Origin of the sequence: Bacillus sp. (in: firmicutes) (assembly GCA_017656295.1) — a bacterium.
Classification (GTDB): domain Bacteria; phylum Bacillota; class Bacilli; order Bacillales; family JACDOC01; genus JACDOC01.
On the sequence record JACDOC010000001.1, the window covers coordinates 1 to 13,612 of the forward strand.

Sequence of the window (13,612 nt, forward strand, 5' to 3'; positions counted from 1 at the left end):
GGTCGGCTACGCATCGTCGCCTTGGTGAGCCGTTACCTCACCAACTAGCTAATGCGCCGCGGGCCCATCTGTAAGTGACAGCCGAAGCCGCCTTTCAACCTTTCCTCATGCGAGGAAAGGAATTATCCGGTATTAGCTCCGGTTTCCCGAAGTTATCCCGGTCTTACAGGCAGGTTGCCCACGTGTTACTCACCCGTCCGCCGCTAACGTCAGGAGAGCAAGCTCTCCATCCGTTCGCTCGACTTGCATGTATTAGGCACGCCGCCAGCGTTCGTCCTGAGCCAGGATCAAACTCTCCGAAAAAGTTTGATAGAAAGACTCAAATTCATTGACGTTGACGCTTCGTTTTGTTTAGTTTTCAAGGAACAATCATTAGCGACTTTTATAATATATCATCTATTAAAACATGTGTCAACAACTTTTTTAGAAAACTTTTTTCGTGAACTAAATAAAGTTTTTTGACTCAACGTTTTGTATTCTATCAACTTCAAGAGTAGAATGCAAGACTAATTTTATATTTTTAGAGAAAATGAAATATCTTTTTATCAATAAATGCTTAAGCAACTAATTTATCATTTTTAAAAAGACAAAAAGGTGATTTGATCTCATCTATCAAACCACCTTTTCCCCTAATCTAGGATTTGTTCAATATGAATTTCTCTTGTTTTTTCTAAATCAATAATTTCATCGGACGAGGAAATTTTAACAATTGGTCTTGTTGGTGCTTGTGGTTTTTTAAAGATGACTGTACCTTGTTGGCCGTTACTTAATTGAATGCGTGTCCCTGTTGAAACGTTGTGTAATAACTTGATTAACGTTTGAATAATAAATATATCAAATTGACCAAAACTATCATCTAGCATAATTTCGATTGCCTTAAACGGAGAAACACGCTTTCGAAACAGCCGATCGGATGTTAACGCATGATAGACGTCAGCGACGGCCACTATTTTCGAGAATTGGTGTATTTTTTCGTTCTTTTCTCCAAGAGGATATCCAGATCCATTAATTCGTTCATGATGTTGGAGAACGGCAAGTTTTGTTTCATTCTTTAACAAAGGGGAATATTGAATCATTTTATAACTATAGACGGGATGGGTTTTAATTTCGTCAAATTCTCGATGCGTTAATGTCGTTTCTTTTAATAATATTTGCGGATCGATTTTAGCCATGCCGCAATCAGCGAGAGTTCCAGCAAGGGCAACTTGAATCGTTTTGCCTCGGTCTCCATAAAGCTTATGAGCAATCAGTCCACTAATTAATCCGACCGATACCGCATGGTGATAAAGATAGTCTTGCATTTTAGATTTTGAAAGGACCACTTGAAATTGTGCTGAGTGGTCTAAAATCACTTCTAACAAAGGAACTATGAGTGAGCGAATTTTGGTAATGTCTACTGTTGCTCCCGATTGCCATTTAATGTACTCATTTTGATATCCTTTGACCGCCTTCGTGTACAATTGGTCAATATCAGGGAGAATATGATTTTTTTCCTCTCTTGTTTTTTCTTCTTCTATGATGTGAAGTGGTTTAAACGTTGTACCGTCCGCTTTCACTTTGCTAACATCGACTTCTTCAATCTGAAAAGCGTTCAAAATATCCAAATGGAGAGTTGATAAGGTCGTATTCTTTGGAATAATTGGGTAAGCCGTTTTCCCGAAGACATCTTTTGTTAATATGCAACCAACTTCTAGACACGAAACTTTTACCCTCACCTGTTCCACCCCGTTTTCTTTCTCACTATTACTATATTACCAAAAATTATGTAATTTTTCCTACTACTTTTTAAGGAAAAAAAGAGACACCCTAAGATTAGGGTGTCCTCAAATATGTTATTCTTGGTCTTCTGAACCTTTTTCTTCTGTTGCTTGATCTTCGTCCTCTTCTTTTTCTACTTTGGCTACTGTTGCGACCGCATCATTTTCTTCTAACCGAATGAGTTTAACTCCTTTTGTCACACGTCCCATTGTTGAGATTCCATCAACCCCAATACGAATGAGAACGCCACCCTCTGTAATCAACATCAAGTCTTCTTCACCAGTAACCGCCTTTACAGACACAACTGGTCCATTTGCCTCGTTGACATTACACGTTTTAATTCCTTTTCCGCCACGACTTTGAACGCGGTATTCACTTTCTGGAGTTCGTTTACCATAGCCGTATTTCGTCACGATTAATATTTCTTCGCCTTCGTTTAAGATATCCATACCGACCACTTCATCCTCGGCATCCAACGTAATCCCTTTTACCCCAGTAGCAGTACGTCCCATGGACCGCACATCTGTTTCGTGGAAACGAATTAAAATACCATTCTTCGTTCCGATAATGATATGTTTATTTCCGTCAGTTAATCGAACAGAAATTAATTCGTCTCCTTCTCTTAAGTTCAATGCAATTAACCCTGAAGTACGAATGTTGGCGAAGGACGATAACGGTGAACGTTTAACGATTCCTTCTTTAGTGGCAAAGAACAAGTACCAATCGTCGACAAATTCTTGAACAGGGATAATGGCATTTACCCATTCGTCTTTATCAATCTCTAATAAGTTAATAATTGGTAACCCTTTCGCCGTTCTGCTAAACTCTGGAATCTCGTATCCCTTTGTTTTATACACTTTTCCTTTATTTGTAAAGAATAAAATTGTATCGTGTGTTGATGTCGTTAGCAAATGCTCAACGAAGTCGTCATCGTGAATACCCATTCCTTGAATTCCACGTCCACCACGTCGTTGACTGCGGTACGTAGAAACTGGTAGACGCTTAATATATCCGTTATGCGTTAACGTGATGACGATATTTTCTTTCGGAATTAAATCTTCGTCTTCGATTTGATCCACGCCACCAGAAACAATTTCAGTACGACGTTCGTCATTGTAACGTTCTTTAATTTCAAGAAGTTCTTCACGAATAATTTGTAATACTTTTTCTTCGTCGGCTAACACTTCTTTTAGTTCTTGAATAAGCTTTAGTAGACTTTGATATTCGTCCTCGATTTTCTCGCGCTCGAGACCGGTTAAGCGTTGTAAACGCATATCTAAAATGGCTTGCGCTTGTTTTTCCGTTAACGAAAATTTCTCCATTAAACCAGCTTTCGCAATTTCTGTTGTTTGTGAGCTACGAATTAAGTTAATAATTTCATCAATATGGTCAAGCGCAATGCGTAATCCTTCTAAAATATGGGCACGGGCTTCCGCTTTTCGTAAATCATATTCGGTCCGTCGGCGAATAACGACTTTTTGATGGTTTAAATAATGTTGTAAACATTGTTTTAAGTTCAGCACCTTCGGCTGACCGTTTACTAGTGCGAGTAAATTAATACCGAAGCTTGTTTGCATCGCTGTTTGCTTATACAAGTTATTTAATAACACGTTGGCGTTGGCATCTTTCCGTAGCTCAATGACAATCCGCATTCCATTTCGATCAGACTCATCACGAAGATCGGTAATACCTTCAATCTTTTTATCGCGAACAAGCTCGGCAATTTTTTCAATTAATTTCGCTTTATTCACTTGATAAGGAATTTCTTTAACGATAATTGATTGTTTTCCGTTAGGTTTTTCTTCAATTTCAACGCGGGCACGTAACGTAATCGAACCTCTTCCCGTTTCATAAGCACGGCGAATGCCACTTCGACCGACAATTAATCCAGCAGTAGGGAAGTCTGGACCAGGAATATATTCCATTAATTCTTGAACAGTAATATCTTTATCCTTACTAAGTGCAAGTAAACCATCAATCACTTCGCCTAATTGATGCGGAGGGATATTCGTTGCCATTCCAACCGCAATACCGGACGATCCATTCACAAGTAAATTTGGAAAACGAGAAGGCAGCACTTCAGGCTCTTTTTCCGAGCCGTCATAGTTATCCTTATAATCAATCGTGTCCTTGTTGATATCTCTTAAAAGCTCCATCGAGATTTTTGACATTCGCGCTTCTGTATAACGCATTGCTGCCGCTGCGTCGCCATCTACAGAACCAAAGTTACCGTGACCGTCTACAAGCATATAGCGATAGTTGAAGTCTTGAGCCATCCGAACCATCGTATCGTATACAGCAGAATCACCGTGAGGATGGTACTTACCGATGACTTCTCCAACGATACGAGCAGATTTCTTGTACGGTTTATCTGCAGTCATTCCTAAGTCATGCATCGCGTATAAAATACGACGGTGAACCGGTTTTAATCCATCGCGTACATCCGGTAATGCCCGGGACACAATAACACTCATCGCATAATCTAAAAACGAGGAGCGCATTTCCTGGCTAATGTTTACTTCTTTAATTCTGGAATTTGGTGTTTCGGCCATCTTGTAAAGGAACCTCCTTTATAGAAAGACCAATGCGATCATTTGTCTTTCAATCGGTGTGATAGAAAAGGGCAGGATAGTCAGAGATCCTCCTATCCTGCATTCCTTTAAATATCTAAGTTTTTCACGTATAACGCATTTTCTTCAATAAATTGCCTGCGCGGTTCAACTTTGTCACCCATTAATATTTCAAATGTTTCATCCGCTTCAATCGCATCCTCAAGACTTACTTGAAGAAGCGTTCGCGTTTCTGGATTCATCGTTGTTTCCCAAAGTTGTTCTGGATTCATTTCACCCAGACCTTTGTAACGTTGAATACCTGGCTTTGGTTGGGATGGTAAAGAAGCTAAAATCTCCTCTAACTGTCGATCGTTATAGGCATATTCCACCCGTTTTCCTTGCGTAATTTTATATAAAGGTGGCTGGGCAATATATATATAACCCGCTTCAATAATTTGTCGCATATAGCGATAGAAGAACGTGAGCAACAATGTTCGAATGTGCGCTCCGTCCACATCGGCGTCGGTCATAATCACGATTTTATGATAACGCGCCTTGGAAATATCAAAATCTTCACCAATCCCGGTTCCCAGCGCGGTAATAATAGTCCGGACTTCATTATTGGACAAAATCTTGTCTAAACGGGCTTTTTCTACGTTAATAATTTTTCCACGCAACGGTAAAATTGCTTGGAAATGGCGGTCTCGACCTTGTTTGGCAGAACCTCCCGCTGAGTCCCCCTCAACGATGTAAAGTTCGCTTATGTTTGGGTCTCTTGATGAGCAATCTGCTAACTTCCCTGGTAAGTTCGATATTTCTAATGCATTTTTCCGTCTTGTCAGTTCACGAGCTTTTTTCGCCGCTAAACGTGCGCGCGCAGCCATGACTCCTTTTTCAACAATTTTCTTCGCTACGGAAGGATTTTCTAGTAGAAACTTTTCAAATTGCTCCGCAAAAATAGCATCAGTGATTGCCCGCGCTTCAGAGTTTCCTAATTTCGTCTTCGTTTGCCCTTCAAATTGCGGGTCAGGATGCTTCACCGAAACAATAGCGGTTAGACCTTCACGTACATCTTCTCCTGATAAATTAGGATCGTTTTCTTTAAAAATTTGATGTTTCCGCGCATAATCATTGATAACACGTGTTAAAGCGGTTTTAAATCCCGATTCGTGGGTACCACCTTCGTACGTATGAATATTGTTTGCAAAGGAATAAATGTTACTTGAAAAACCATCGTTATATTGTAAAGAAATTTCCACGGTAATTCCGTCTTTTTCTCCTTCAATGTAAATCGGTTCTTCATGAAGGACTTCTTTCGTACGGTTTAAGTGTTCAACGTACGATTTAATTCCGCCTTCGTAGTAATATTCATTTTTTCGATTTTCAGTCCGTTTATCTTCAATCGTGATTTTAATGCCACGATTTAAAAACGCTAATTCACGTAATCGGTTAGACAAAGTTTCGTAATCAAACTCAGTCGTTTCCGTAAAAATCTCTGGATCCGGTTTAAAATGAGTCGTTGTTCCAGTACGATCCGTTTCACCAACAACTTTTAAATCAAAACATGGAACGCCTCGTTCGTATTTTTGGTAATAAATCTTTCCATCTCGGTGAACGTATACTTCTGTTTCTGAAGACAATGCGTTTACGACGGATGCACCAACCCCGTGTAAACCACCTGATACTTTATAGCCGCCACCGCCGAATTTTCCTCCAGCATGAAGAACCGTCATAATGACTTCAACTGCTGGTCGACCCATTTTTTCATGGATTCCAACAGGAATTCCGCGCCCATTATCTTGTACCGTAATACTGTTATCCGCTTCAATCGTTACGTTTATTTCATTACAGAAACCAGCTAACGCTTCATCAATACTATTATCAACGATTTCCCAAACGAGATGGTGTAAGCCTTTTGCGCTTGTGGAACCGATGTACATACCAGGACGTTTACGAACAGCTTCTAAACCTTCAAGAACCTGTATCTGATTTTCATCGTACGTTTGTAATTGCTTTTCCTTTTGTTCCATCGCCATATTATTCACCTACACTTTCCGAAAATGCGTTCCATCTAGCTTTTTTATGAATAAAACTTGGCCATTCTGTCCAAACTGGCCAAGTGTTGTTGTATTTCTTTCATTGAATAGATGTTTCCGAGCGTTTTTTTAAAGTGGTAGAAGCAAGAGGAGAGAGATAGATTTTATGATCCGTAATAACGATAGATTTCGTTATGCGTTTGGAAAGACGGATCACTTTTTTTTCGTTAGCGGTGAGCCATGTTTCCATTTCTTTTGAATCATCCATCACTGAATAATCGAGAATCGCAATAATTTCTTTCATTTGTACCATGACGTCTCCGCCCACATGGACATACACGATTTCCACCTCATTTAACTCTCATCATTGTCCCAGCTTCTACACGATACGTGGAGGCTTCGTTCAACGTTTCATGGTCAATGCCATCCACACTGGTCGTTGTTACAAACGTTTGAACTTTCCCTTGAATTGTATTTAATAAATGGGACTGGCGATAATCGTCCAGTTCCGATAAGACATCGTCCAACAATAAAATCGGATACTCCCCAATTTCTGAATGAATTAATTCGATTTCTGCCAATTTCACTGACAAAGCAGTCGTCCGCTGCTGCCCTTGGGAACCGAACGTTTGCACGTCTCTTCCATTCACTAAAAATTGAACATCATCACGGTGTGGACCTACAAGTGTTACTCCCCGTTCTATTTCTTTCGTCCGAATATCAGCCATTTTTTCCTCGATTATGTTAACCATTTTTGACCAATTCATCTCTTCTGATACATGAATGGACGGTTTATATATAATTTTTAACTCTTCTAGTCCTCGTGAGATGCCTGCATGAATTGGGCGAGCCCATTCTTCTAATAAACGGATGAATTCAAAGCGTCTTTGCATCACTCGAATGGCTAACTGGATAAATTGCTCCGTCAATACATCAAGCATCGTTTCATCGTTGTTTTTTTTCATTTGCAACAGTTTTAAATAATGGTTTCGTTGTTGTAATATTTTTTGATATTGACTCATCTCGTGTAAGTAAACGGATGAGACTTGGCCAATTTCCATATCAATAAAACGACGCCTTACTTGAGGGCTCCCCTTTACAAGGTGGAGATCTTCAGGCGCAAACATGACAACGTTCATATTTCCGATGTATTGACTTAATTTTTTCTGCTCAAGGTGATTGCATTTCGCTTTTTTTCCTTTTTTAGAGATGACAAGTTCAAGTGGAACCGATCCGTGATGTTTTTTTATCCTCCCTTTTATTTTAGCATAATCCCTATCCCAACGGATTAAATCTTTATCATTGGACGTTCGATGGGATTTTGCCATGGCTAACACATAGATCGATTCCATTACATTCGTTTTTCCTTGCGCATTTTCTCCAAGAATGACGTTCACTTTATTTTCAAAGTCCACTTCTAGCGATTCATAATTTCGATAATCCATTAATTGTAAACGCTCAATATACATTCCTGGTACATCCTTTTATTGGGAAATTTTAAAAGTACCAAAACCTGGGATTTTAATCACATCACCGACTCGAAGTTTACGCCCTCGGCGCTGATCTTGTTCACCGTTAATATATACGTCGTTTTCACTTAAAAACCATTTGGCCATGCCACCTGTTTGAATAATATCCGCTAATTTTAAAAACTGACCTAAAGTGATAGTGTCGGTTTGAATATAAATCTCCTTTACCACGTTCTCACTTCTTTCTCGAATTAATCTCTAAAAATTTATTTTACTAAATTCTTTTCAGTTAGACAAAGGACGTCTAAAGGCCTTACAGAATAATAGACGTTACCAGTATTGATTTTTTCCCACCATACGTTTTAAAAATAAAAACTGCCGGTTTTAAACCGACAGTCTATGCTATTCATCTCGATTAATACGTACGCACAGGTAAAATTAACTGTAAAATCGAGTCGTTATCAATTGGGCGAATAATAAAAGGACGCATCGCTCCAGTGAAGCGAATAGAAATTTCAGGTCCTTCAATCGCTTTTAAGGCATCCATCATGTATTTCGCACTAAAAGAAATTTTTAGTTCTTCCCCTTCGATTGATTCGCTTGTTACGTGTTCAACGACCTTTCCGATTTCAGGAGAATTGGAAGATATTTCGATCATGCCGTTTTCTAACGTTGACAGTTTGACCACGTTATTTTTCCCTTCCCTTGCTAATAGAGAAGCTCGGTCAATGGCTTGCAAAAATTCCTTTGTATTCAAATGAATATCTGTTTTTCCATCTGTCGGAATGAGACGGGTCGTATCTGGGTAGCTTCCTTCTAATAAACGAGAGAAGAACAATAAATGTTTCGTCTTAAATAAAATTTGGTTTTCAGTAATGACAATTTCTACTGGTTCTTGAGTATCATCTAAAATTTTACTTAATTCATTTAAACTTTTTCCAGGAATAACGACATTGTAAGTGACCCCATCCGTAATTTCGACTGGTGCTTTTCGCATCGCTAAACGGTGGCTATCTGTTGCAATACATGAAAGTTCACCATTCTCGATTTTCCAGTTTACCCCGGTTAAAATCGGACGAGTTTCGGAAGTAGAGACAGCAAACACCGTTTGACGAATCATTGCTTTTAATAAATCGGTCGGTATTTTAAAGACGTTTTCTTCAATGATTTGAGGTAAATGAGGATACTCCTCATGATCTAACCCATTTAAGTTAAATTCAGTTTGTCCGGATCGAATAACTGTTTGGAAATGGTTACCCACTTCAATTTCTACCGTATCTGAAGGTAGTTTCTTCACGATTTCGCTAAAAAATTTCGCCTGTAAAACGACACCACCAGTTTGGTGAATTTCAACGATTTCATTTCCGTCTTCTTCTTTTGGTAAAAATGATTCAATGGAAATGTCCGAATCACTTCCAGTTAAAGTCACCCCATCTTCTGTAGCCACTACTTTAATACCAGTTAAGATAGGAATGGTTGTTCGAGAAGTGACAGCTTTCATCACATCTTGCACACTTTGAACTAATCGATCTCGTTGGATGAAAAATCTCACAAAGGTTCCCTCACTTTCATCTTTTTCATCGCCGTTGCATATATTTATATTTTAAATATAAATCGTACTAGTAGTAATATAGCTTGTGGATATGTGGATAACCCTGTGAAATGAAAGGAAACACAGTCTATCCACATGTGGACAGACTGTGTGTAACCTTTTCTAAGTTATACACATTTTCCCCGATTAATGTTTAAGCATATCTTTAATCTCTTTAATTTTCTTTTGTAATTGGGGATCGGATTGAAGCATTTTTGAAATCTTCTCATGGGCATGAATGACCGTTGTATGGTCTCTTCCCCCAAATTCTTCCCCGATTTTTGGTAATGAAAAGTCCGTTAGTTCACGAGATAAATACATTGCGATTTGACGTGGAAACGCAATGGATTTCGTCCGCTTTTTCGCTTTAAAATCTTCGAGCTTCACTCCGTATTGTTCACCAACTACTTTTTGAATATCGTGAATCGTAATGACTTTTGGTTTGGAGCTAGGAATGATATCTTTTAACGCTTCGGCTGCTAAATCCGCATTAATATCTTTATTGATTAGCGAAGAATAGGCAACGACGCGTATTAATGCTCCTTCTAATTCACGAATATTGGAATCTATTTGATTAGCAATATATAACATCACTTCGTTTGGAATATCGAGTCCTTCTGCTTTCGCCTTTTTCCGTAAAATCGCAATTCGTGTTTCTAAATCTGGTGGAGTAATATCCGTAATTAACCCCCATTCAAAGCGAGAGCGGAGACGATCTTCCAATGTCGGAATTTCCTTTGGTGGGCGGTCGCTGGAGATGACAATTTGTTTACTTTCCTCATGAAGAGTATTAAACGTATGGAAAAACTCTTCTTGCGTTTGTTCTTTTCCGGCTAAAAATTGAATATCATCTATCAGCAGAACATCCACGTTACGATATTTATTTCGAAAATCTACCGCTTTATTATCTCGAATGGAGTTAATAAACTCATTTGTAAATTTTTCTGACGATAAGTAAACGACTTTGGCGTTCGGATTATGCTCGAGTACGTAATGGCCGATGGCATGCATTAAGTGAGTTTTTCCTAATCCCACGCCTCCATATATAAAAAGAGGGTTATACGCTTTCGCCGGTGCTTCGGCTACTGCTAATGAGGCTGCATGAGCAAAGCGATTGCCAGAACCAATGACGAACGTATCAAACGTGTATTTTGGATTTAACATATTTTGCGGTAATTCTTGAGGTTCCTCTTTTTTGACCTGTTTCGGTGGAACGGAAACCTCGACTTCTTGCTCATCTTGATTTAATGGAATAATAAATTTAATTTCTAATTCTTCACCGGTAATATCGTAAATAACACTTGAAATCAGTTGGGAATATCGACCTTCCAACCAGTCACGGGCGAATTCATTAGGAGCTGTAATAATGAGTGTATCCCCTTGTAAGGAATGAGCTTTTGTAGATTTCAGCCATGTTTCGTAACTTGGTTTGCTAATTTTTTTACGAATTTCTTCTAAGGCTTTATTCCACAAATCTGATATATTCTCCAACGCCGCTCCCTCCTTTACCTCTCACCTTGTATAATGTTTGTCAAACTGTTTTTTGAAAAATTTATATTCATGCAAGATCTTGAATGTGGAAAAACATATAATAAAGTAGAAAAGCACTTTTCGACAATATTCATGGTTTGTGGACAAGTTTTTACATAAGGGGTGAATAAAGAGTCCACAACCTATCCACAATCTGTGGAAAACTTAGTTATTCACAAGTAGATATACAGAGTGAAAACACAATAATCATATCAGATAATCATAGAAGGTGCAATGCTTTTCCGTGATTATCCACAATACCAAACAACTGTGGAGAAAAGTTGTCCACAAGCTTTTAGTTTGTGAAAAACTTGTCAATAATGGGTGTGGATATTGCCGAAATGAATCGAAAATTATCCACAATAAATGTGAAAGAACGCTTTAAAGAGTAATAAAGGAGAATCTGGACAATAGTTGACAACTTTTGAGAGACATCTATATAATTAAAAAGACTGTCTTTTATTCAAACTTAAAAAGTTATTCCTCGGGGAGGTGTCATATATGAAAAGAACATACCAACCAAATAAACGTAAACGTAGTAAAGTGCACGGATTCCGTAAGCGTATGAGCACAAAAAACGGACGTAAAGTTCTAGCTCGTCGTCGTCGTAAAGGAAGAAAAGTATTATCAGCGTAGGCCACTGAAATGTCTCAGTGGTCTTTTTTACAATAATGGAAGTAGAGATTAAGGTGTCGATTATTATGAATAAAAAAAATCGTGTGAAGAAAAATGAAGAATTTCAACTCATTTTTAAAAATGGCCAGTCCTTTGCGAACCGTCAGTTTGTTGTTTATGTATTAAAAAAAGAGAACCAACCAAACTTTCGTATTGGGTTATCGGTTAGTAAAAAAATCGGAAAAGCTGTCACTCGAAATCGTGTAAAAAGATATATTCGTCAAGTGTTTCAAGAATCAAAAGAACAGATTCAAACCGGCTATGATTTCGTTATTATTGCGCGAATGCCAGTTGCCGAAATGGATTATTATCAAGTAAAAAAAAGTTTGATTCATGTGTTAAAACGGGCAAAAGTATGGAAAGGAAACAAGACGGGCCATAATGGAAATGAGTGTTCAGAATAATTTCCTTATTTTATATAAAAAAAAGTGGTACAATACTTTTTGGTATGATTGGAAATGGGACGTTGAAACTTGAATTTTCGTAATAGTAGGGAGGAAAATACGGTTGAAAAAGAGAATAGTATTTGTAGTCTCACTCGTCTTAACCCTTTCCTTATTAGCAGGTTGTAGTGAAGCTACGATGCAAGATCCGATCACAGCAGAGAGTGAAGGATTTTGGAATCATTACGTGGTGTATCCGCTATCATGGCTGATGATTAAAGTGGCCGAAACGTTCAATGGCAACTATGGTCTATCGATTATTATCGTTACCATTTTGCTTCGCTTTGCGATTTTGCCATTAATGATCAAACAAACTCAAAACTCTAAAAAAATGCAAGCTCTACAACCAGAACTGCAAAAATTAAAAGAAAAATACAGTTCAAAAGATCAAAAAACGCAACAAAAGCTACAACAAGAAACGATGGCATTGTTTCAAAAACACGGTGTCAATCCATTTAGCGGATGTTTGCCATTATTAATTCAGATGCCGATTTTAATTGGTTTTTATCAGGCGATTGTTCGCACGGAACCTATTCGTGAACATACCTTCTTGTGGTTTGACTTAGGGGCACCAGATCCGCTATTTATCTTACCGCTAGTTGCTGGTTTGACGACGTTCATCCAACAAAAAATGTTAATGGCCGGAACAGAAAACCAAAATCCGCAATTAGCGATGATGCTATGGTTAATGCCTATTATGATTATCATCTTCGCTATTAACTTCCCAGCAGCCCTTTCTTTATACTGGGTCGTGGGGAACATTTTCATGATTATTCAAACGTATTTCATTAAAGGTCCTGAATTAAAAAAAGAAGCGGCGACAGGACAAGTGGGAGGAGCTAAAAAGTGAAAGAACTAACTGCTACGGGTACCACCGTTCAAGAAGCAGTTGAATCAGCTTTAGCTCAATTACAAACTACCGAAGATCGAATAGACATCCGAGTAATTGATGAAGGAAAAAAAGGCTTTTTGGGACTTTTCGGTTCTCGACCAGCGGTTGTCCACGTAAAAGTGAAAATCGATCCTGTAGAAGAAGCGAAAACGTTTCTTCAGAATGTATTTCGTCACATGAACGTTTCCGTCGACATGGAAGGACATCAAGATGGTAAGGTTGTGTATTTGCAGCTTCATAGTGATGACATTGCGATGGTGATTGGGAAACGTGGTCAAACATTAAATGCGCTCCAATATTTAACGCAACTGGCAGTGAACCGTCAGTCGGAGCAATATGTAACCGTTGTGCTTGACGCGGAAAATTATCGAGAACGTCGAAAAGAAACGCTTATCCAACTGGCAGAACGGCTAGCTCAGAAAGCGATTCGGACGAAGCAAAAAGTTTCATTAGAGCCGATGCCTTCCTATGAGCGAAAGGTGATTCATACCGCTTTAATGAACAACAAGTACGTAGAAACCGAATCAGAAGGGGTCGAGCCATATCGCCATATCGTTATTATTCCAAAAAACGAGTAAAGAAAAATCAACCACATCGAAGCGGTGTGGTTGATTTTTTTGTTTATATAAATGATAGAAGACGTACGTTCTATGTAAAAGAAATCCA

Annotated in this window: 12 protein-coding genes and 1 rRNA gene; 4 read left to right on the top strand and 9 right to left on the bottom strand. The window is 38.6% G+C overall.

Features of this window, described 5'->3' with window-relative positions:
- The 9 genes from H0Z31_00005 to dnaA form a co-directional block, all read right to left on the bottom strand.
- Positions 1-304: ribosomal RNA gene (locus tag H0Z31_00005) — 16S ribosomal RNA — on the bottom strand; the annotation flags it as partial.
- A 325-nt stretch (positions 305-629) separates the two neighbouring features.
- The gene (locus H0Z31_00010) at positions 630-1,715 is read right to left on the bottom strand and encodes an HD-GYP domain-containing protein (protein MBO8175821.1); all 1,086 of its coding nucleotides are present in this window, start codon (positions 1,713-1,715) and stop codon (positions 630-632) included.
- Positions 1,716-1,832: 117 nt separating this feature from the next.
- Positions 1,833-4,310: a DNA gyrase subunit A gene (gyrA, locus tag H0Z31_00015; protein ID MBO8175822.1), complete on the bottom strand. Its 2,478-nt coding sequence runs from the start codon at positions 4,308-4,310 to the stop codon at positions 1,833-1,835.
- A gap of 107 nt (positions 4,311-4,417) precedes the next feature.
- Positions 4,418-6,346, bottom strand: a complete 1,929-nt coding sequence (gene gyrB, locus H0Z31_00020; GenBank protein MBO8175823.1) for a DNA topoisomerase (ATP-hydrolyzing) subunit B — start codon at positions 6,344-6,346, stop codon at positions 4,418-4,420.
- Positions 6,347-6,446: 100 nt separating this feature from the next.
- Entirely contained in the window at positions 6,447-6,686 is a 240-nt protein-coding gene (locus H0Z31_00025) for a DUF370 domain-containing protein (GenBank protein MBO8175824.1), read from the bottom strand.
- A 10-nt stretch (positions 6,687-6,696) separates the two neighbouring features.
- The gene (recF, locus tag H0Z31_00030) at positions 6,697-7,815 is read right to left on the bottom strand and encodes a DNA replication/repair protein RecF (GenBank protein ID MBO8175825.1); all 1,119 of its coding nucleotides are present in this window, start codon (positions 7,813-7,815) and stop codon (positions 6,697-6,699) included.
- Positions 7,816-7,830: 15 nt separating this feature from the next.
- On the bottom strand, positions 7,831-8,046 hold the full coding sequence (gene yaaA, locus H0Z31_00035) for a S4 domain-containing protein YaaA (GenBank protein MBO8175826.1): 216 nt from the start codon (positions 8,044-8,046) through the stop codon (positions 7,831-7,833).
- A gap of 184 nt (positions 8,047-8,230) precedes the next feature.
- Positions 8,231-9,367: a DNA polymerase III subunit beta gene (gene dnaN, locus H0Z31_00040; GenBank protein ID MBO8175827.1), complete on the bottom strand. Its 1,137-nt coding sequence runs from the start codon at positions 9,365-9,367 to the stop codon at positions 8,231-8,233.
- 186 nt (positions 9,368-9,553) lie between these two features.
- The gene (gene dnaA / locus H0Z31_00045; protein MBO8175828.1) at positions 9,554-10,897 is read right to left on the bottom strand and encodes a chromosomal replication initiator protein DnaA; all 1,344 of its coding nucleotides are present in this window, start codon (positions 10,895-10,897) and stop codon (positions 9,554-9,556) included.
- 540 nt (positions 10,898-11,437) lie between these two features.
- On the opposite strand from dnaA, the gene rpmH reads away from it, so the two are divergent.
- The 4 genes from rpmH (at position 11,438) to H0Z31_00065 (ending at position 13,524) form a co-directional block, all read left to right on the top strand.
- On the top strand, positions 11,438-11,572 hold the full coding sequence (gene rpmH, locus H0Z31_00050) for a 50S ribosomal protein L34 (protein MBO8175829.1): 135 nt from the start codon (positions 11,438-11,440) through the stop codon (positions 11,570-11,572).
- A 65-nt stretch (positions 11,573-11,637) separates the two neighbouring features.
- The gene (rnpA, locus tag H0Z31_00055; protein ID MBO8175830.1) at positions 11,638-12,015 is read left to right on the top strand and encodes a ribonuclease P protein component; all 378 of its coding nucleotides are present in this window, start codon (positions 11,638-11,640) and stop codon (positions 12,013-12,015) included.
- Between the two features lie 103 nt (positions 12,016-12,118).
- Positions 12,119-12,904 (top strand): YidC family membrane integrase SpoIIIJ, encoded by a 786-nt coding sequence (gene yidC / locus H0Z31_00060; protein MBO8175831.1) that lies wholly within the window; start codon positions 12,119-12,121, stop codon positions 12,902-12,904.
- A complete protein-coding gene (locus tag H0Z31_00065) occupies positions 12,901-13,524 on the top strand; it encodes a protein jag (GenBank protein ID MBO8175832.1) in 624 nt (207 codons plus the stop codon). The genes yidC and H0Z31_00065 overlap by 4 nt, the downstream gene beginning before the upstream one ends.
- The last annotated feature ends 88 nt before the right edge of the window (positions 13,525-13,612 follow it).